The sequence below is a fragment of the Salibacterium lacus genome (assembly GCF_042684865.1).
Classification (GTDB): domain Bacteria; phylum Bacillota; class Bacilli; order Bacillales; family Marinococcaceae; genus Salibacterium; species Salibacterium lacus.
The window spans coordinates 955,370-975,822 of sequence record NZ_JBHUML010000002.1 but is presented as its reverse complement, the minus strand read 5'-3'; the positions used below and the strand labels follow the sequence as shown (position 1 = coordinate 975,822).

Sequence of the window (20,453 nt, the reverse complement as noted above, 5' to 3'; positions counted from 1 at the left end):
GCACGTGATATGAAGCAAATGGATGCCAATGAAATTATTTCGTTTATTTCAGAAAGTGAAAAAACCACACCCGTAAAAGTACATATCAAAGGAGACGGTCTGGAACTAATCGGATTCGGCAACGATACGAAGCGGTTCATTACCGGGAATACAGGTGTTCTTTTCGGTGAATGGAAAGACATTAAAAAAGGAATCGAAGAAAATCCGGACAAGATCGAAGATTACGTTATCGAAAATGACCGCCGCAACAGTGCGATTCCGCTGCTTGACCTGAAAGATATCCAGGCCCGTATTGAGCCTGGTGCGGTGATCCGTGATCAGGTGGACATCGGAAAAAACGCTGTCATTATGATGGGCGCCACGATCAATATCGGGGCTGTTGTCGGTGAAAACACGATGATCGATATGAACGTCGCCCTCGGCGGACGCGCTACTGTTGGAAACAACTGCCATATCGGAGCAGGATCTATTCTTGCAGGCGTTATTGAGCCGCCTTCTGCACAGCCGGTTGTCATCGAAGACGGTGTTGTCGTCGGCGCGAACTGCGCTATCCTTGAAGGTGTTACCGTCGGAGAAGGTGCGGTGGTTGCAGCCGGAGCAGTAGTGACCGAAGACGTACCGGCCAATACCGTCGTTGCAGGCACCCCGGCCCGTGTCATCAAAGAAATTGATGATCAGACAAAAGGCAAAACAGAAATGAAGCAGGAACTGCGCCGCTTAAACGAAGACGAATAATACACGATTGTCTGCCCGGTCTGAAACACTGTTTTCAGCCGGGTATTTTTCCATCAAAAGAAGGGACGAATCACAATGAACTGGATGAACAGGGATCAGCAGTACATCATGAACACTTATCAGCGTCTTCCCATTGCTGTAACAAAAGGGGAGGGAAACTACCTATATGATGAAGAAGGGAACAGCTACCTCGATTTATTCACAGGACTTGCTGTGAACATTTTAGGTCACTCCCATCCATATCTGGTGCAGAAACTTGAAGAACAGGCAGGCAGATTTCTGCACATTTCGAATGTGTTCCTGAATACCCCGGCCATTACACTGGCTGAACGGCTGGTGAACGAGACCTTTCCGGGAAAAGTTTTTTTTTCCAATTCCGGAACAGAGGCTGTGGAAGCGGCAGTTAAACTGATTCATAAATGGAAAAAGGAAGACCCGGAGAATAAGGACGGCATTGCAGTCCTTGAAAACAGTTTTCACGGGCGTACGCTCGGCGCGGTTCAGCTGACTCGTCAGGAAAATGTATACCAGGACTTCCCGGCTGCCGATTACCCGGTCTTTGAAACGGTCCCGGAAGACCTGGAGGCGCTGGAACGCCTTTTTCAGGAAAAGAAACCGGCGGCCTTCATGATGGAGCCGGTCCTTGGTTCCGGAGGCATCATGCCTTTGTCGCGGTCGTTTATTGAAGGAGCGGCTTCCCTGTGCCGCCGCTATCACGTGCTGTTTTGTCTGGATGAGATACAGACCGGTATGGGAAGAACCGGGAAGCTGTTTTCCTATCAGCATACGGATGTAACACCGGATCTTCTTCTTTTTGCAAAAGGAGTCGGCGGCGGCCTGCCGCTTGGGGGAATGGTGGCACGTGAAGGACTGGATACGCTGTTTGCGCCGGGGGACCACGGTGCGACGTTTGCACCCAGCCCCCTCAGCGCCTCGCTGGGAAATGCCGTGCTTGATGTGCTGCTTGACCAGGAAGGATTGGAAAAAGGAAAAGAACATGCTTCTTATTTATGGAACAGTCTCGAATACCTCAAAGTAACAAGCGGAGGACTGCTGCGTGAAGTCCGCGGACAGGGTATGATGCTCGGACTCCGCCTGCAGGCGCTTCCTGAAGACGTCCAGCGTATTCAGCAGCAGCTGCTCCGCCGAGGTTTTATGGTCAATGTCACCCAGCAGACCATTATACGGCTCCTGCCTCCGCTGACACTGAAACCGCAGGACACCGATGCGTTTGTCAGGGCACTTGAAGAAGAACTCCTGAAGGAGGTATCCATTCATGACTGAAGAGGAACTGCTTACACTCCGCAGGCAGCTGCACCAGATTCCGGAACCGGGATTTGAAGAATGGAAAACACAAGAGCTGCTGCTTCAAAAAATCAACGCGATGCCGCAGGAATACCTCACGGTGCGCACGTGGCGGAGTGGTATATTTGTGTTTGTGGAAGGAACGGCTCCGGAAAAAACGATCGGCTACCGGACGGACATGGACGGACTGCCGATGAAAGAGCAGACGACTCTTTCGTTTCCATCCACCTATGAAGGCTATATGCACGCGTGTGGTCATGATTTACATATGACGATTGCAACCGGCATTCTGTCTTATTTTGCCGGGAACCCGCCCCGTAACAATCTTCTGTTTTTGTTTCAGCCGGCGGAGGAAGGGCCGGGGGGAGCTCTCCCAATGCTTCGTTCCCAGCCGTTTCAGGAATGGAAACCCGATGAAATGTATGCTCTTCACGTTGCCCCGGAATACCAGATCGGTACCGTTGCACTGAAACCGGGCCTGCTGTTTGCCAATACATCGGAACTGTTTATGGACCTGAAAGGAAAGGGGGGACACGGAGCAAGGCCCCACATGGCCAACGATATGGTAGTAGCGGCTTCACACCTTGTTACGCAGCTCCAGACCATTGTTTCGCGCAATGTGAATCCGATGGATGCAGCCGTTGTGACGGTCGGCACCATTTCCGGCGGAACGAAGCAGAATATTATTGCAGAGACGGCACGTCTGGAAGGAACGGTCCGCACCCTTTCTGTGGAGAGCATGAAAGAAGTGAAAGAACGGATCAAATCACTGGTTGCAGGCATCGAAACCGGTTTTGACTGTGAGATTTCCATTGATTGGGGTTCGGCTTACTGCCAGGTCAACAACGACAAGGCATTAACCGATGAATTTATGAGGTTTACCTCGGAAGAAAGTGAAATGGAACTGGTGGAATGCGGGGAAGCCATGACCGGCGAGGACTTTGGATATTTTCTGGAGGAAATTCCCGGTGTCATGTTCTGGCTCGGAGTAGATACGCCGTATGGTCTGCATGATGCGCGTATGGAACCAAAAGAAGAAGCCATCATACAGGCCGTCCATCATATGACATCCTTCTTGTCGCGTTCTGCGTAACAACAGCAGGGATTTATCGTTTCGTTTTCCCTGTTGGTACTAACAGAGTAAAAAAAGCCGCGGAAAAGATTTCCCGCGGCTTTTTTGTATTTCCTATTGTTCCCGGCGCTTGTCCACATAAACCTGGTGGGGATATGGAATGTCGATGCCGTTTTTGTCGAGTGCTTCCTTGCAGGCTTTACGGAGTTTACGCTCGATGCCCCATTGTTCCATATTCTCTGTTTTCCCGAGAATACGGATGACAACGTCTGATTCGCCGATGCCCTGCACACCCAGAACGTCCGGTCCTTCCTTGATGGCAGGTTCTTCTGCGGCGAGCTGATCACACACATCCTGCAGCACCCGGACTGCTTCGTCAATATTGTCGTCATACGAAATACCGATGTCGATCATCGCTCTCATGTTGCCGCGGGAGTGGTTATCCACGTTGCTGATGTTGCGGTTTGGAATAAAGTGGAGGGTTCCGTCAAAACCGCGGATCTGGGTTGTGCGCAGTCCGACTTCTTCCACAACACCGCCCACACCGGCAGCTGATATGTAATCCTCCACATCAATCTGCTTTTCAAGCAGAATGAAAAAGCCGGTAACTACATCGCTGACGAGCCCTTGGGCCCCGAAACCGATGGCAAGTCCAATCACACCGGCACCTGCGATAATAGGCGCAATCTCGAGACCGAAAATCCCGATAAGTATTGTGATGAAGATAAAAATCAGAATATAGGAGAACACATTGACCGACAGCTTATACAAGGTCTGCACCCGGCCGGCATGCATATTCCTTTGTTCTTTCATGCGGGAGAACGTACGGTTGATAATATTTTTTCCAACAGCACGTACGATTAGAAAAGCAATGACCAGAATTATAATTCTGGATGCTCCTTTGATTAAAGTGGATATGTCCAAGAATTCACCCACGTGACGTCACTCCTTTTTTTATGTAATCCAACTAACCATACCCCGGTGGATATCTGACGAAACCTATCATGTTTTGTCAGGAAAACTCATTATAACATAATAACGATCGATGTATAAGATAACAGGGAGAACCTGATTACAGTATGAAGAAAGGAGTATGCAGGATGACAGCGCCTAACCTTGTCGGGAGGGCTGCTCCGCTTTTCAAGGCGGATGCTCTGTTCCCGGATCAATCCGAGCACACCATTCACCTGTCTTCCTCACAAAATAACGACAGGTGGGTCGTATTATTCTTTTATCCTATGGATTTTTCTGTCGTCTGCCCAACCGAAATTACGGCTCTTCATGATCGTTACGAGGACTTTGAAGATCTGGACACGGATGTTCTCGGCGTTTCAACAGACTCGATTTATGTTCATAGGGCGTGGACGAAAACGCCGAGAGAGGATAATGGAATTGGACGTATCGCATTTCCACTCGTTTCAGACAGCAGTCATCGTATATCCAAGGATTACGGGGTGCTTCAGGAAACAGAAGGAACGGCGGCAAGAGCCATGTTTATTATAAGTCCGGAGGGCATCGTCGTGTACTCGCTGATACATCATGACAGCATCGGAAGAGACGTAGGGGAGACACTGCGGGTGCTGGAAGCTTTGCAGACAGGAAAACCATGCCCGGCGGACTGGAAACCGGGAGCGCGTTCACTCGAATGGAATTAGACGTGGAACGAGGGAGGTTAAACGGTGAATAAAGATTGGAAACGTCCTGCTTTCAACGGAGATGAATACTGGATCAACGAATTCTGGAAGGAAGAATACGCAGAAGATGGGCGTCCTGTGCTTGTTCATTTCTGGTCGCTCAGCTGCAGCCACTGTGAGAAAGCCATGCCCGCGTTAAACCGCCTTTTAAGCCGGTACAGAACGAGTCTACATGTTTTATCCGTACACATGCCCCGGTCATCTAAAGATCAGGACATGGATAAAGTGAAACAAAAAGCGGATGATTTAAATATTATTCATCCTCTGCTGGTGGATAACGATAATCAGATATCTGATGAATTTCAAAATGATTATGTTCCTTCCTATTACCTGTTTCATCCAAACAAAACCCTGTTTCATACACAAGCAGGAGACAGCGGCATGAAACTTCTCCGCAAAAAGATCGACCGGCTGCTGGGGCAGTTGGAGTAAGAGGAAACAGCAGGTAAGATTCCTGTTTTTGCGCCGAAACGATTCATCGTTTAAAATATAGGAAGCTGTAGAATTTGAACGAACGTTCGGAGGATGAACCATGAAAAAACAATTTGCGGTGATTGGTCTCGGCCGTTTTGGAGGAAGTATCTGCAAATCTCTCGTAGAAGAGGGATGTGAAGTGCTTGCGATCGATCAGGATGAAGATAAAGTCAATGAATTTTCATCGCTTGTGACTCAGGCAGCAATCGCAGATTCAACGGATGAAAAAGCGTTAAAAGGGCTGGGAATCGGTAATTTCGATCATGTTATCGTTGCTATTGGAGATGATATACAATCAAGTATTCTGACCACTCTGATTCTCGTAGAGATGAACGTGAAACATGTTACGGTGAAAGCACAAAACGATTATCATGAAAAAGTACTGAACCGGATTGGAGCGGATGAAATCATCCATCCGGAGCGGGACATTGGTGTGCGGATTGCACACAACGTCGTATCCAACAGTGTGCTGGATTATCTCGAGATTTCCGATGAGTACAGTATAGTGGAATTGGCAGCGGGGCCGACCATAGACGGAGAAACGATTGTGGATCTTGATCTTCGTGCCAGATACGGTTGTAACATTCTTGCGGTAAAAAGAGAGGAAGATATTCATGTATCCCCAAGACCCGATAAAAAGATAGAAGAAGGGGATATTTTAATTGTAATCGGGGCGGATGATGACATTACCCGCCTGGAGAGACGCTGGATTGATGAAACATAAAAAAGAGGCTGTCCCTTTAAAAGACAGCCTCTTTTTTAATGTCATACTTCCATGATGATTGGAAGTATCATCGGCTTTCGTTTTGTCTTTTCATAAAGATACGGAGAAAGCTGATCAATGACCTCATTTTTGATTTCCGACCACTGGGTTGTCTTTCGTTTCATTACTTCTTCAAGATGTTTGGTCAGTTTTGTCTGAGCATCGTTGATAAGATCACTGGATTCACGCATGTATACGAATCCGCGTGAAATAATATCCGGCCCGGCAGAGACCTTGAAATTTTTCATATCTATGCTGACCACGACGACAACAAGCCCTTCTTCTGATAGGATGCGGCGGTCACGAAGCACGATGTTCCCTATATCTCCGATGCCGTTGCCGTCCACGTAAACGGAGCCGGATGGAACTTTTCCGAGCGGCGAAGCGCTCTTTCTGGTAAGGCCGAGGACCTCGCCGTTTTCCATCACAAATGAATTTTCTTCCGGCACACCGCAGTCTTTTGCCAGTTTGGTGTGCATGGTCAACATCCGGTATTCTCCGTGAATCGGCATGAAATACTGCGGTTTTAAGAGGCGGAGCATTAATTTCTGCTCTTCCTGGCTGCCGTGTCCGGAGGTATGGATATTGTTCAGGGAGCCGTGAATGACTCTTGCCCCGGCTCTTGACAGCTGATTGATAATTTTATTTACTGACAACGTGTTGCCGGGAATCGGGGAGCTTGAGAACACCACGGTATCACCAGGGATGATCTGAATCTGACGGTGAGTGCCGTGAGCCACCCTGGACAGTGCCGCCATCGGTTCGCCCTGACTGCCTGTACATAAAATGGCAGCCTGATTGTCCGGAATGCGGTTCAACTGGGATGCGTCGATAAACGTACCTTTCGGTGCTTTAATATAGCCGAGTTCCTGTCCGATGGTAATGGAGGATTCCATACTGCGTCCGAAAACGGCAATTTTCCGTCCGTCCTGAACGGCAGCTTCCACCGCCTGCTGCAACCGGTAAATATTAGAAGCAAAGGTGGCGAAAATCAGCCGCCCCTCCGCCTGTCGGAAGATATTGTCGATACTTTTGCCGACAGTCCGTTCTGACATGGTAAATCCTGAAACTTCACTGTTTGTGCTGTCTGACAACAGGCAGAGAACACCTTCCTCCCCAATTTGAGCCATTTTCGAAAGGTTCGCGGGTTCTCCAACCGGAGTGAAATCGAACTTGAAATCTCCTGTGTGCACAATATTTCCTTCCGGTGTGTTCACAACCATCCCAAAAGAATCCGGAATGCTGTGAGTGGTTCGGAAGAAAGAAACCTTTGTTTTTTTGAATTTAATAACCTGATCTTCACTAATGACATTCAGTTTGGCTTTTCTCAGCAGGCCGTGTTCCTCCAGCTTCCCCTTCAGGAGACCAATGGAAAGTTTTCCGCCGTAGATAGGGACATTCAATTCCCGGAGAAGATAGGGAATGCCGCCGATATGGTCTTCGTGGCCATGCGTGACAAAGAGGCCCTTGATTTTGTCTTTATTGCGGGTCAAATAGGTATAATCAGGTATGACATAGTCAATCCCCAGTAGTTCGTCTTCTGGAAACATGATTCCGGCGTCTATGAGAATAATCTCATCCTGATATTGTATGGCATACGTATTTTTGCCGATTTCGCCGAGACCTCCGAGAGCGAAAACAGCAACCTGGTTTTTTTTCATCTGTTTCATGCTTTACAGATTCTCCACTTTGAAATCTTCTTTTTTCTGTTCATGTTTCAACAAGCCCTCGGAAACCGGTTGAATGAATTCGATATTGTAATCTCTGTCTGCCAATTTGCGCCGTACTTCCCGCTCTGTTTCCGCTTCAACAAACATGGTATCTGTATTTTCGCGTACAGGGATCTGGCTGAAGTCTTTCTGGTAAAACACTTTAAAAATCATATTGTTATCTCTCCTTTTTAGTATATGAATCAAGACGTGCAGGGTAAACCGGCTCCGGTTCCGGCAGGTCGGCACGCCTGTAAAACGAACTTTAATGGCATCTGTACCTCATTATAAATCAAATTGGAGCAAGTAACCATAAAGAACTTTTCAATGTTCATCCGCGCCGCAAGTGTTCAATTATCAAATTGTAATGGAAATCTTTTCGTTTTTCAATAGAACACCCATCGGCTGCGGCAGGAAATAATGAATACGTGAAGCGCCGGGGTCGATATGTTACGATAAATGTTAGACATAGAGGCACGTTTAATTAAACATAGAAAGTTGTAAGGTGATGCAGACATGAAAAAACCATCCATTGTTTTTTTTGACATTGATGGGACACTCTATACCAAAGAAATGACACTTCCCTCTTCTGCCAAAAAAGCAATTCAGGATCTGAAGGAAAAGGGTGTGTATGTAGCGATTGCCACCGGAAGGGCGCCATTTATGTTTGATGCTCTCCGTCAGGAACTCGGAATTGAAACATTTGTCAGCTTCAACGGGTCATACGTAGTGGCTGAGGGAGAAGTGATTGAGAAAAAACCGCTTGAACCAAATAAGGTGGCTGCTCTCCATTCTGAAGCCGGAGTGCTGGAGCATCCGATGGTCTTCATGGATCATGAGCAGGCAGCGGCGGATTCGGATCAGAATCACTACATTTCCCAGGGTCTTGGTGATTTAAAAATGCCTTATCCTCCCACAAACCAGCAATTTTATAAAAATCACGAAATTTATCAGTGCCTCCTGTTCTGTGGTCCTGAGGCCGAACAGAACTACCGCGAATCCTTTGATACGTTCCGTTTTGTACGCTGGCATCCACTGGCTGTTGATGTGGTACCTTCCGGCGGCTCCAAAGCGGAAGGCATTCAGGCAGCGGCTGCTCACCTTGGTTTCTCTTTGGATGATACAGCAGCGTTTGGAGACGCTTTGAACGACATGGAAATGCTGAAAGAAGTCGGTGTCGGTATCGCCATGGGCAACGCGCTGGAAGAAGTGAAACAGACGGCGGATTTTGTGACCTCCCCGGTTCATGAAGATGGAGTGAAACAGGGGCTGGAACGGATCGGCCTGCTTTAAAAAAAGGACAACGGAGGGTTACAGCACTCCGTCGTCCTTTTTATCTGTTTCGGGAATTTCTTCTTCTATCCGGTCATAAAACATAACGCCATTTAAATGGTCCAATTCGTGCTGAAACACAATAGCCGGCAGATCCCGCAGCCGCAGCCGCACCTTTTCGCCTTCAAGAGTTGTACCCTCCAGTGTAATGCGTTTATAGCGCGGAACATTCCCGGGAACTTCCCTGTCCACAGAAAGGCAGCCTTCCCCGCCTTCAAGATGCGTCATTTCAACGGAATGTCTTGTGATTTTCGGATTAAACAGTCCATAGCTGTACAGGCGGTCTTTTTCGTCTGTTACATGTACCGCAAACATTCGTTTGTTGATTCCAAGCTGCGGGGCGGCCAGCCCAACCCCGGAACGAAGTTCATACTTTTCTGCGGTTTCAGGGTCCTGGCTGTTCTCGAGGAACTCCAGCATTTCTTTCAGCGTGTTTTTATCTTCCTCGGAAGGAGGCAGCGGCACTTCTTCGGTTACTTGTCGAAGTGCGGGGTGACCCTCCCGGACAATATCATCCATCGTCAGCAAAATTAATCCCTCCGGTCGCATCGTAACATACATGTGTTACACCATAATATTTTCTCAGTATAACAGAAAAAAAGCAGAGGCAAAAGCCGCCCGCTTTGTCGAAATGTTTCTATCCCATTCCATGAAAGAGTCTGGGACAAAAGTAAAATAGGTGGAGGACAATACGAATGTCTTGCAGCGTTGCTCAACAGTCGAATGGTAGCGGAGCCAAAATGCTTCGACTCCTGCTCAGAACAGCACGAGTCACGGGGACCCCGCAGGATGTGGGTCAGGTCGGCGCCCGCCAGGAGGTGCCGATCTTAGCCGATCTTCCTCCTTTTGAGCCGTGCCCGCGGCATAGAAGACACGATAAGCGCCAGCGAATCGATGCCGCCCTTGTGCTCTGGAGTAAAAGCGAAGCATTTTGGCCCAGCGATTCGTCTCAGAAACGAAAAATACCGAACGATTTCAAAAAATCGTTCGGTATTTTTCTATCTTATAGAGGTTTTGTCCCAGACTCATCAGAGTCTGTTATTAGTCTTTATAGCTGCAGTCGTTTTTGGAAGCTCCGACGATAACGAGCAGGATGAAAAGCACTACAATCAGTGCAAATGCTTTACCTGCGCCATTTCCTCCGCTGCTGTAACCTGCTGTCTGGTTTTGTCCGTAATAAGGCTGGTACATTTGATTGTTTCCCCACATACTCCATTCTCTCCTTTCGTAGGATGCAGGATAATAGGTCATCTCCCTTTTAACCTATGTCAAAAACACAAAAATGAATGGGCCCCTGCCCAACAGGAAGTTTGTTGATTTACTACAGGAGTTGTTTTATGATTGTGAGGGTATGAACGTAATGAAGATTATATAAACTATCACTAAAGAGCAAAAAGCTGGATGCAACAGAGAGGAGAACAGATTGTTGACACATAGGAAAAAGTTATATGTATGTGCGGCGGCTGCCGTTTTTCTGGTTTTGAATGCTTGTGGCGGAAATGCCGCGGAACAGGCTTATACTCATCTGGAAGAAGCGGCATCGCTTGAAAATGGATTTGAAGAACAGCAGGAGCCGATCATGAATCTGGAAGAAAAAGAACAGCAATTATATGAAGATATGCTTTCTCTGGGAACAGAAGATATGGAGCAGATTCAGTCGCTTTCTGAAGAGGCGGTCGGACTGGCCGAAGAACGAAAACAGCTGCTTGAGCAGGAAAAGGAAAGCATCGAGTCGGCTTATGAAGAGTATCAGTCTGCGGTCGAACAGATGAATCAGGTGGAGCAGGCACAGGAAGAAGCCCAGGCTGTTGAAAAGGCGATGGAAAATCGTTATAACGCCTACCAGGATCTTTATGAAAGCTATCAAAAAGCAGTTAAGCAGGATATTGACCTGTATCAGGCATTTTCCAATGAAGATCTGGCAATCGACGAACTTCAAAACCGGATTGATACCGTTAATCAGCAGTACAATGCTGTAGTGGAAAACAGGGATGCATTCAACAGGTACACGGATGAATACAATCAGGCGAAACAGGATTTCTATGAGGCAGCGGAACTTGATATCAGCGAATCGGAATCAAAAGAGGCGGGAGATACAGAATAAAGGAAAAGGTAACAGTCTCCGGAACATAAAAAAGAGTCTGGGACAAAGCCTTTATTTAGATAAGAATGCCGAACGATTTTTTTAAATCGTTCGGCATTCTTCATTTTGAGATACACCGCTTTGCCAACATACTTTGCTTTTACGCGAGAACACAAGGGCAGCATCGGCTCGCCGTGTTTTCTTTGCCGCGGGCACGACCCGCGGCTGTGGTTCCATCAGATCAGCGGCTTGTCGAAACCGACAATCCCGGCCGTTCCAGGGCCCGTTTGCCGGCATCGAAACCACATCTGAGCTGCTCCGCGATGGGATCACGACGCCAGCCGGTATAACGGAGGAAAAGGAAACAGGTCCGGCCGTATGGATGCAGAAAAGGCAGGTCGGATGGATGGTGGTTTGTAGAAAGCGGAGGCGTTTGTTTGTGGCGTTCAGGTTGGGGGGGACGGACATTCGCCCAGAATGTGTCTAAGGCACTTTGGGGGATCATGCAGCCTCTTAAACGTCGCTGGACATGGCTCATAATGACGTTTTGAGGGTCCGGCTCCCCTCAAAACGTCATTAGGAACGAAGCTACGTGGCGTTCAGCGGGACAACGAATGGGCCAACGCAGCAAAAAGCCCGTGCCCCGTACTGTTCGGAGCAGGATCCAAAGCGTTTTGGCTCCGCTGCTATGCGGCTCTTGAACAACGCCGCAGGACATTCGTGTTTTCCTGCGCCTGTTTTATTTTTGTCCCAGACTCTTGTCTGCTGTGCTTTGTCTATGCTCCATTAAAAGATAACAAAAAATTTCTGTTTCACCCAGACTGTGTTATAAAAACAACAGTAATCTGAATCCGTTCACAAAAAGGGAAGCTGTTTGTAGCAATTATCAAATGATATATAACAGTTACATGTCCAGCCATATGTAACTACAGCCCCAAAACATCATAGAAACGTTTGAAGTAAAAGGATTGACGAATCTTTTTAAAGTGGTATATTCTAATCACAGATCTAGGTTGTTTCATTTTTTTTGAACTTTGAATGAAACAGTTGTATCATGAAACGTAAGTCACCATGAAAGTCAGCTTAAACGAAACATTATATGACGTTTAAAAGAAAACATCCACGCTGATGTTTTCAGGCGGTAATGGTTATCCTAGCTGTAGGAGAAAAGGTGCGCGGGTATCTTATTTCTACCATTGGAAGAAAGGAAGAGGTGAACATTAGTGGCTAGTAATACATTAGAACAGGCGGAAGGTCACTTTGAAATGTTTCAGATTATGAATGAGGAAGGCGAAATTGTAAACGAGGACGCCTTTCCGGATCTTACAGATGAAGATCTACAGGAATTGATGAGAAGAATGGTATACACAAGAATCTGGGATCAGCGTGCTGTATCGCTGAACCGTCAGGGACGGCTCGGTTTCTACGCTCCGGTGGCAGGCCAGGAAGCATCCATGCTTGGGTCGCAGTATGCGCTTGATCAGGAGGACTGGATTGTACCGGGTTACCGCGATGTTCCTCAGATTGTCTGGCATGGTTTTCCGCTGTATCAGGCATTTCTGTTTTCGCGCGGGCATTATCACGGCGGCCAGATTCCCGAGGAACTGAACGTTCTTTCCCCGCAGATTATTATCGGGGCTCAAATCGTACAGACAGCGGGTGTTGCACTCGGCTTGAAAAAGAAAGAGAAAAACAGTGTAGCCATTACTTATACCGGGGATGGCGGAGCATCCCAGGGTGATTTTTATGAAGGAATGAACTTTGCCGGTTCGTTCAAAGCTCCGGCGATTTTTGTCGTGCAGAATAACCAGTTTGCCATCTCGGTTCCTGCTGATGCGCAGACATCTGCTAAAACCATTGCACAAAAAAGTGTCGCTGCCGGTATTCCCGGAAGACAGGTAGACGGCATGGACGTGCTCGCCGTTTACGCAGCAACAAAAGATGCACGCGAACGCGGACTTGCAGGCGACGGCCCGTCCCTTCTGGAAACTCTCTGCTACCGTTACGGCCCGCATACGATGGCCGGCGATGACCCGACACGTTATCGTACGTCTGACATGGATGACGAATGGGAAAAGAGAGATCCACTCGTTCGTCTGCGTAAATATCTGGAGAATAAAGACCTCTGGTCTGAAGAGCGCGAGAACGAAGTAGTGGACACGGCAAAAGAAGAGATTAAAGCCGCTATCAAACAGGCTGATGACACCCCGAAACAGAAGGTGTCGGATCTGATTGAAAATATGAATGATGTGCTGCCTCCTAACTTGAAGGATCAGCTCGAAGAATACAGAGAGAAGGAGTCGAAGTAAGCTATGGCGCAAATGACAATGATTCAGGCAATAACCGATGCGATGCGTACGGAGCTGAAAAACGACGAAAACGTGCTTGTTTTCGGGGAAGACGTGGGACAGTACGGGGGCGTATTCCGTGCAACGGAAGGCCTTCAGAGTGAATTCGGGGAGGACCGTGTATTTGACACGCCGCTGGCGGAATCCGGCATCAGCGGACTATCCATCGGCCTCAGCCTGACAGGTTTCCGTCCTGTCATGGAAATCCAGTTTTTTGGATTTGTTTTTGAAACAATGGACGGCATCAGCGGGCAGATGTCGCGGCTCCGCTACCGCTCCGGGGGTCAGTACAACGCTCCGGTAACTGTACGTTCTCCATTCGGCGGCGGCGTAAAAACACCGGAACTGCACGCAGACAGTCTGGAAGGCTTGATGGCTCAGTCCCCTGGACTGCGCGTTGTGATTCCTTCCTCCCCTTATGACGCAAAAGGGCTGCTGATTTCTTCCATCCGGGACAACGATCCGGTTGTCTTCCTGGAACATATGAAACTGTACCGTTCGTTCCGTGAAGAAGTGCCGGAAGAAGAATATACCGTTGATCTTGATAAAGCAGCAGTGAAAAGAGAAGGTAAAGATGTAACCATCGTAACTTACGGAGCTATGGTTCACACCTCGCTGAAAGCCGCAGAACAGCTCGCGGAAGAAGGAATTGAAGCGGAGATTGTAGACCTGCGGACTATCAGCCCGATTGATGTGGATACTATTGTCGAATCCGTGAAAAAGACCAACCGGGCTGTTGTAGTGCAGGAAGCGCAGAAACAGGCCGGCATCGCCAACCATGTAGTGGCTGAAATCAACGAACATGCCATCCTGCATCTTGAAGCTCCGGTTCTTCGTGTTACAGCACCGGATACGGTATTCCCGTTCGCAGCTGCCGAAGACATCTGGCTCCCGGATTACACAAATGTAGTGGAAAAAGCAAAAACCGTAGTGAATTTCTAAAAAGCGGGAAGCTTATGATACAAACTGAAGAAGAAACAGAGGTTTTCTTTTTCAGTTTGTTCTGTTTCAAGAAATCGATAAATAAAGGAGGCAGCCGTAGTGGCTTTCAATTTCGAACTACCAGATATTGGTGAAGGCATTCATGAAGGTGAAATCGTAAAGTGGTTCGTTCAGTCGGGTGACACCGTTCAGGAAGACGACATCCTTTGTGAAGTACAAAACGATAAGGCGGTTGTAGAAATTCCTTCGCCGGTAGAGGGTACTGTTAAGGACGTAAAAGCTGACGAAGGAGCTACAGTCAATGTAGGGGACGTCATTCTAATCGTAGACGATGGAAGTGAAGATGCTCCTGCAGCTGACAGCGGTGAAGAAACCAGCACCGAGGAACAAAAAGAAGAAGAAAAACCGAAGGAGAACGAAACAGAACAAGAGAGCTCTTCCCAGCCGGAAGCAGACTCAGAACAAACAGAAGATGACAAACGCGTCATTGCTATGCCTTCTGTCCGTAAATTCGCCCGTGAACAGGGCATCAACATACAGGAAGTTGAAGGAAGCGGCAAAAACGGACGTATTCTAAAAGAAGATGTAGAAGCGCATGAAGAAGGCGGTAAGCCGGCTTCTGCACCGGAAGAAGAGCAGAAAGAAGAAGCACCGGCTGCGTCAGCTCCTGCGTCCACCCAGGATCAGCAGGCGCTTGAAGAGCGCGTACCGATGAAAGGTATCCGCAAGTCGATTGCAAAAGCAATGGTGAATTCCAAACGCACGGCGCCGCACGTAACACACCACGACGAAGTGGATGTGGAGAACCTGGTGGCCAACCGCAAGAAGTTCAAGCCGGTTGCGGCTGAAAAAGATATTAAATTGACGTACCTGCCGTATGTCGTGAAGTCACTTACTTCCGCCATCCGCGAATTCCCGGCGCTTAATGCATCCATTGATGATGACAACGAAGAAATTGTCTACAAAAAGTATTTTAATATCGGTATCGCAGCAGACACTGACCAGGGACTTGTTGTGCCGGTAGTAAAAGATGCAGACCGCAAGTCAATTTTCATGCTTGCTGACGAAATCAATGAACTTGCCGGCAAAGCACGGGACGGTAAATTAAGTCCGGATGAAATGAAAGGCGGCTCCGCCAGCATTTCAAACGTAGGTTCTGCGCAGGGGCAGTGGTTCACACCAGTTATTAATCATCCGGAAGTTGCCATTCTCGGCATTGGAAGAATTGAAGAAAAAGCAGTTGTCCGGGATGGGGAAGTTGTCATCCGGCCAATGCTTGCTTTATCCTTAAGTTATGACCATCGCTTGATTGACGGCATGACTGCTCAAAACGCCCTGAATCATGTGAAGCGTCTGTTGAATGATCCAGAATTACTAGTTATGGAGGGATAAAATGGTAGTAGGAGATTTTCCGGAAGAAGTAGATACGCTTATTATTGGATCCGGCCCGGGAGGCTATGTTGCGGCTATCCGCGCGGCCCAGATGGGACAATCTGTAACCATTGTGGAAAAAGACAACCTCGGCGGCGTCTGCCTTAATGTCGGCTGCGTGCCGTCTAAAGCATTAATACAGGCCGGCCACCGTTATCACGAAGCACAAACGGGCGATGATATGGGAATCACTGCTGAAAATGTCAGCGTTGATTTCTCCAAAGTACAGGAATGGAAATCAAGCGTCGTACAGAAGCTCACAGGAGGTGTTGACGGTCTCCTGAAGAGCAACAAAGTGAATATTGTGCGTGGTGAAGCTTATTTCTCCGATCGTGATTCTGTTAAGGTCTCAACGGATGAATACAATTCCCAGACATATAAATTCAAGAACTGCATCGTAGCAACAGGCTCCCGCCCTATTGAACTGCCGAATTTCAAATACAGCAGCCGTGTTATCGATTCAACTGGCGCCCTGTCCCTTGAAGATATTCCGCAGAAGCTTGTTGTTATCGGCGGCGGCTACATCGGCATTGAACTGGCCGGAGCGTATGCCAATCTCGGCACTGAAGTGACAGTACTTGAAGGGGAAGAAAGAATTCTCACCGGCTTTGAAAAACAGATGGCACAGCTCGTTAACAAACGGCTTAAGAATAACAATGTCACGATCGAAACCAAAGCCTTTGCCCAGTCCGTCGAAGAATCCGAGGACGGTGTGCATGTCACGGCGGAAGTGAACGGAGAAGAAAAGTCCTTTGACGCCGATTACGTGCTTGTATCCGTAGGACGCAAGCCCAACTCCGACGAACTTGGTCTGGAACAGATCGGCGTCGAGATTGACGATAAAGGCTTGATAAAAGTGGACGAGCAGTGCCGTTCCACAAACGAGCAGATTTATGCTATCGGCGATATTGTTCCGGGCGCACCACTTGCCCACAAGGCTTCTTATGAAGGAAAAGTAGCTGCTGAAGCTATTTCCGGAGAAGCGGCGGCGGTCGATTATCTTGCCATGCCTATGGTCGTATTTTCCGATCCGGAACTTGCAAGCGTCGGCTACACCGAGCAGGAAGCCAAAGATGCAGGATATGATGTAACAGCAGCCAAATTCCCGTTCCAGGCTAATGGAAGAGCTCTTTCCCTCAATGATTCCGAAGGCTTCATGAAGCTTGTGACAAGAAAAGAGGACGGGCTTGTTATTGGAGCACAGATTGCAGGGCCGAACGCTTCCGACATGATTGCAGAAGCTGGTCTTGCCATCGAGGGCGGAATGACTGCTGAAGATCTTGCCATGACTATTCATGCCCACCCGACACTGGGTGAAATAACGATGGAAACAGCGGAAGTGGCGCTCGGTCTTCCAGTCCACGTTACAAAATAACCCCTGATATGTAACGGTATCCGTAATATCTGTCGAATTCGTGAATATAAAAGGTCCGATTATCTTATTTCGATAATCGGACCTTTTTATGAAGAGGAAAATGCTTTGGTTGATGGAGATATTCTGCTGCAGATTGATTCTCCATGCAGAACAAAGATACGAAAGCCGCCGGAATTCATCCTTACGAACGTCTCAGCAACGAAAAATACCGAACGATTTCAAAAAACGTTCGGTATTTTTCTAGCTTATAAAAGTTTTGTCCCAAACTCATTTTTCTATCTTATAGAAGTTTTATCTCAGACTTGCTTTTTATTTTTTGACTTTCTTCTTTAACTCTTCTTTTTCTTTTTTCAGTCGTTCCTTTTCTTCCCTTAACTTGTTGCGTTCGGCCTGCAGTACCGCTTTGTCCGATTGAATAATACTGCGCTCACTTTTAAGAGATTTCAGGATAGATATAACCATCAGCAGCATAATGAAAGTAAACGGCAGGGCGGCGATAATCATGGCTGTCTCAAGACCGCCGAGACCTCCGAAATAGAGGAGAACCCCGGCAGAAGATGACTGAATAGCTCCCCATACCATCTTAACGGACACCGGCGGATTCAGACTTCCATTGGTTGTCTGCATCCCGAGAACAAACGTAGCGGAGTCCGCGGATGTGACAAAGAAAGAAACAATAAGCAAAATAGCCAGTGTCACCATGAAACCAGAGAGAGGAAATTCGTTCAGCAGGGTGAAAAGGGCAAATTCATCCCCCTGATTCGACATAATCTCGTATAGTCGGCCACCCATGGCACTATTGGCGGAAATACCGGTTCCGCCGAAGACAGAGAACCAAAGCGCCCCGAAAAGAGTGGGAACGGCTATAACGCCGAGCATAAACTCCCGGATGGTACGCCCTCTGGATACACGGGCGATAAACGTGCCGACAAACGGTGACCAGGCAATCCACCACGCCCAGTAGAAAATGGTCCAGTTCTCCAGCCAGGCCCGGTCTCCGGAAAAGGCTGCTGTATTGAAACTCATGCTGGGCAGGTTTTGAATGTAACTGCCGAGTGTGGTCGTGAACACATCCAACACGTATACCGTCGGTCCGACAGCCAAAAGAAAGAGCATTAAACCGATAGCGAGCACGATATTTGTCATACTCAAAATCCGTATCCCACGGTTCAATCCGGTGCCTGCGGAAAACAGATAAAGCACGGTAATGATCGCGATAATAATCAGCTGGGTGATAATATTGTTTGAAATGAAATCAAAAGTGAAACTCAGGCCGCCCGTAACCTGGGCGGCGCCGAAACCAAGGGAAGTTGCCACCCCGAAAATCGTGGCAAAGACGACGATCACATCGACGGCCGTTCCGTAAGGGCCGTCCATTTTACTTCCAAACAGCGGGCGCAGCGAAGCACTCACAACTCCCGGAGCGTCATGCCTGAATTTAAAATAGGCAAGAGACAGGGCAACGATAGCGTAAATAGCCCATGGGTGAATCCCCCAATGGAAAAACGAATACCGTAACGCGGCAGCGGCGGCTGCATTGGACTGCGGTTCCGCAGAGGGAGGACCGTAGTAATGGTACAGCGGCTCAGCCACCCCCCAGAAAACAAGACCGATTCCCATCCCTGCGGTAAACAGGAACGCGAACCACGTAAAGTATCCGTACTCCGGTTTCTCATCCGGCTTCCCAAGTTTTATCTTTCCAAAAGGGCTGAAAATTAAATAGATCGCAAAAATAACAAAGGCTGTAGCTGATAACAGATAGAACCATCCAAATTGCTTGGATATAAAGCTCTGCATCGAACCGAGCACTTCATTTACGTTGTCAGGAGCGATTGTGCCCCACAAGATAAAAACAAACGCAATAAAAAACGAGATGTAAAAAACGGGTGTAAGCTTTCTCATCTCCGGCAGAACCACCTTTCCAAGTAATTGTAAGTAACATTTTTTGCTGCAGGTGCCGGGGAACATAAATGGAAAAAACGGGGCGCTATACGCCCCGTATAGTAACATTTCGTTTATGTGGTCAGGCAGAAAGCATGTGTGAAAAAGAAAAAGCTGTTCCGCTGAATATGTTTTTCATAATAATAAAAGAGATGTTGTACTGTCCGCAAGCCGCAAAAATCATTATAACCATGATTGAAAGAGGAATCAACATAGAAATGATGCATTCAATCCCCATTACATTATAGATAGATCGATCTTTATAGAAAAACTCATACCCTGGAACGATCCCTATTTTCATATATTTCTGGTAAAATAAAAATAAAAACAGGGGGAGCTACGATTGAGAAAAATTACGGCAGCGGTCTGTTTTCTTCTGCTGGGGGCCTGTGGTCTTAATGAAGAAGAATCTTCAACAGTTACAGAGGCGGACCAAAAACAAACCGAAGAAGAAAACACGGATAATGAAGAGAAGGAAAATAATGAGGAATCGAATAACGTTAAAACGAAAAGGAAAACAGAAGAGGCAGCTGAAGAAGAGAAACAGGCTGGAAAAGAAAAGAAAGAGACCGAACCTCTATATGAAGTGAACCCTGCAGATTCCTCGTTGGCCCCGATTAAAAAAGAAGTCGATCCGAAGAAAGTTCTTCTGACAATTGATGATGCTCCGGATACATATAGTGTAGAGATGGCAAAAACGATGGTGGAAAAAGGAGTGCCGGCTGTTTTTTTTGTAAATGGTCATTTTTTGAACGATGAAGAAGGGAAGAAAAAATTAAAAAAGATTGCAGATATGGGCTTTGAAATTGGAAACCATACGATGACACATGCCAATGTCTCAGAGCTCTCCCGTGCCGAACTGACAGAAGAGATCAAAGGGTTAAATAAAAAAATCGAAGATATTACCGGAGAAAAACCGGAATTTTTCCGGGCTCCTTTTGGGGATAATTCTGATGAGAGCAAGGCGTATATAGAGGAGCAGGGAATGACTTGGATGAACTGGAGTTATGGTTACGACTGGAATGCTGAGTATCAGAATCCGGGAGCATTAACCGATATCATGGTTGATACGGAACTTCTGGGGCATGGATCAAATCTCCTTATGCACGACCGGGAGTGGACCAGAAAGGCACTGGGCGATATCATAGAAGGGCTGCGAGAAAAGGGATATGGCTTTATTGATCCTGATCAGATAAAGAAAATGAACAGCGAAGCGTAATAAGAAGCCAAAATATAAAAATGGAGGCAG

At 47.5% G+C, this 20,453-nt stretch carries 20 protein-coding genes; 14 read left to right on the top strand and 6 right to left on the bottom strand.

All coding sequences use genetic code 11. The annotated features are described in order from the left end of the window. Nucleotides 1–9 precede the first annotated feature (9 nt). From dapD to ACFSUB_RS05795, 3 genes are all read left to right on the top strand, one after another. A complete protein-coding gene (dapD, locus tag ACFSUB_RS05805; RefSeq protein WP_380712242.1) occupies nt 10–735 on the top strand; it encodes a 2,3,4,5-tetrahydropyridine-2,6-dicarboxylate N-acetyltransferase in 726 nt (241 codons plus the stop codon). 75 nt (nt 736–810) lie between these two features. Next, nucleotides 811–2,019: an aspartate aminotransferase family protein gene (locus ACFSUB_RS05800; protein WP_380712241.1), complete on the top strand. Its 1,209-nt coding sequence runs from the start codon at nt 811–813 to the stop codon at nt 2,017–2,019. Continuing rightward, a complete protein-coding gene (locus tag ACFSUB_RS05795; RefSeq protein WP_380712240.1) occupies nt 2,012–3,133 on the top strand; it encodes an N-acetyldiaminopimelate deacetylase in 1,122 nt (373 codons plus the stop codon). Before ACFSUB_RS05800 ends, ACFSUB_RS05795 begins: the two co-directional genes overlap by 8 nt. Before the next feature lie 93 nt (nt 3,134–3,226). Here ACFSUB_RS05795 and ACFSUB_RS05790 read toward each other — a convergent pair whose 3' ends face one another. Further along, nucleotides 3,227–4,048 carry a mechanosensitive ion channel family protein gene (locus ACFSUB_RS05790; RefSeq protein WP_380712239.1) on the bottom strand — a complete coding sequence of 274 codons (822 nt, stop codon included), beginning with the start codon at nt 4,046–4,048 and terminating at the stop codon, nt 3,227–3,229. 164 nt (nt 4,049–4,212) lie between these two features. Here ACFSUB_RS05790 and ACFSUB_RS05785 point away from each other — a divergent pair, with 164 nt between their 5' ends. From ACFSUB_RS05785 to ACFSUB_RS05775, 3 genes are all read left to right on the top strand, one after another. Next, nucleotides 4,213–4,767, top strand: a complete 555-nt coding sequence (locus ACFSUB_RS05785) for a peroxiredoxin (RefSeq protein ID WP_380712238.1) — start codon at nt 4,213–4,215, stop codon at nt 4,765–4,767. Nucleotides 4,768–4,791: 24 nt separating this feature from the next. After that, the gene (locus tag ACFSUB_RS05780; RefSeq protein WP_380712237.1) at nt 4,792–5,238 is read left to right on the top strand and encodes a TlpA family protein disulfide reductase; all 447 of its coding nucleotides are present in this window, start codon (nt 4,792–4,794) and stop codon (nt 5,236–5,238) included. A gap of 100 nt (nt 5,239–5,338) precedes the next feature. Next, nucleotides 5,339–6,004 carry a potassium channel family protein gene (locus ACFSUB_RS05775; protein WP_380712236.1) on the top strand — a complete coding sequence of 222 codons (666 nt, stop codon included), beginning with the start codon at nt 5,339–5,341 and terminating at the stop codon, nt 6,002–6,004. A 41-nt stretch (nt 6,005–6,045) separates the two neighbouring features. Here ACFSUB_RS05775 and rnjA read toward each other — a convergent pair whose 3' ends face one another. After that, a complete protein-coding gene (rnjA, locus tag ACFSUB_RS05770; RefSeq protein ID WP_380712235.1) occupies nt 6,046–7,713 on the bottom strand; it encodes a ribonuclease J1 in 1,668 nt (555 codons plus the stop codon). Between the two features lie 3 nt (nt 7,714–7,716). After that, nucleotides 7,717–7,926, bottom strand: a complete 210-nt coding sequence (locus ACFSUB_RS05765) for a DNA-dependent RNA polymerase subunit epsilon (protein WP_380712234.1) — start codon at nt 7,924–7,926, stop codon at nt 7,717–7,719. A gap of 342 nt (nt 7,927–8,268) precedes the next feature. Here ACFSUB_RS05765 and ACFSUB_RS05760 point away from each other — a divergent pair, with 342 nt between their 5' ends. Beyond that, nucleotides 8,269–9,045, top strand: coding sequence for a Cof-type HAD-IIB family hydrolase (locus ACFSUB_RS05760; protein ID WP_380712233.1), 777 nt, complete (start codon nt 8,269–8,271; stop codon nt 9,043–9,045). Between the two features lie 18 nt (nt 9,046–9,063). Here ACFSUB_RS05760 and def read toward each other — a convergent pair whose 3' ends face one another. Together def and ACFSUB_RS05750 are read right to left on the bottom strand one after the other, a co-directional pair. Continuing rightward, nucleotides 9,064–9,612 carry a peptide deformylase gene (gene def / locus ACFSUB_RS05755; protein ID WP_380712232.1) on the bottom strand — a complete coding sequence of 183 codons (549 nt, stop codon included), beginning with the start codon at nt 9,610–9,612 and terminating at the stop codon, nt 9,064–9,066. Nucleotides 9,613–10,125: 513 nt separating this feature from the next. Beyond that, entirely contained in the window at nt 10,126–10,275 is a 150-nt protein-coding gene (locus ACFSUB_RS05750) for a YjcZ family sporulation protein (protein WP_380713189.1), read from the bottom strand. Nucleotides 10,276–10,510: 235 nt separating this feature from the next. Here ACFSUB_RS05750 and ACFSUB_RS05745 point away from each other — a divergent pair, with 235 nt between their 5' ends. The 5 genes from ACFSUB_RS05745 (at nt 10,511) to lpdA (ending at nt 17,263) form a co-directional block, all read left to right on the top strand. Beyond that, complete coding sequence (locus ACFSUB_RS05745; protein ID WP_380712231.1) at nt 10,511–11,188, top strand: YkyA family protein; 678 nt, start codon at nt 10,511–10,513, stop codon at nt 11,186–11,188. A gap of 1,244 nt (nt 11,189–12,432) precedes the next feature. Next, nucleotides 12,433–13,476: a pyruvate dehydrogenase (acetyl-transferring) E1 component subunit alpha gene (pdhA, locus tag ACFSUB_RS05740; RefSeq protein WP_380713188.1), complete on the top strand. Its 1,044-nt coding sequence runs from the start codon at nt 12,433–12,435 to the stop codon at nt 13,474–13,476. Nucleotides 13,477–13,479: 3 nt separating this feature from the next. Beyond that, nucleotides 13,480–14,457, top strand: a complete 978-nt coding sequence (locus ACFSUB_RS05735) for an alpha-ketoacid dehydrogenase subunit beta (RefSeq protein ID WP_380712230.1) — start codon at nt 13,480–13,482, stop codon at nt 14,455–14,457. A 99-nt stretch (nt 14,458–14,556) separates the two neighbouring features. Then, a complete protein-coding gene (locus ACFSUB_RS05730) occupies nt 14,557–15,849 on the top strand; it encodes a dihydrolipoamide acetyltransferase family protein (RefSeq protein WP_380712229.1) in 1,293 nt (430 codons plus the stop codon). Nucleotide 15,850: 1 nt separating this feature from the next. Further along, nucleotides 15,851–17,263 (top strand): dihydrolipoyl dehydrogenase, encoded by a 1,413-nt coding sequence (lpdA, locus tag ACFSUB_RS05725; RefSeq protein ID WP_380712228.1) that lies wholly within the window; start codon nt 15,851–15,853, stop codon nt 17,261–17,263. Nucleotides 17,264–17,572: 309 nt separating this feature from the next. On the opposite strand, the gene ACFSUB_RS05720 is transcribed toward lpdA, so the two are convergent. After that, on the bottom strand, nt 17,573–19,165 hold the full coding sequence (locus ACFSUB_RS05720) for a glycine betaine uptake BCCT transporter (protein WP_380712227.1): 1,593 nt from the start codon (nt 19,163–19,165) through the stop codon (nt 17,573–17,575). A gap of 68 nt (nt 19,166–19,233) precedes the next feature. Between ACFSUB_RS05720 and ACFSUB_RS05715 the strand changes: the two genes are divergently transcribed. Further along, nucleotides 19,234–19,452, top strand: coding sequence for a hypothetical protein (locus ACFSUB_RS05715; RefSeq protein ID WP_380712226.1), 219 nt, complete (start codon nt 19,234–19,236; stop codon nt 19,450–19,452). Nucleotides 19,453–19,547: 95 nt separating this feature from the next. Continuing rightward, nucleotides 19,548–20,423 (top strand): polysaccharide deacetylase family protein, encoded by an 876-nt coding sequence (locus tag ACFSUB_RS05710; RefSeq protein ID WP_380712225.1) that lies wholly within the window; start codon nt 19,548–19,550, stop codon nt 20,421–20,423. Nucleotides 20,424–20,453: the final 30 nt, after the last annotated feature.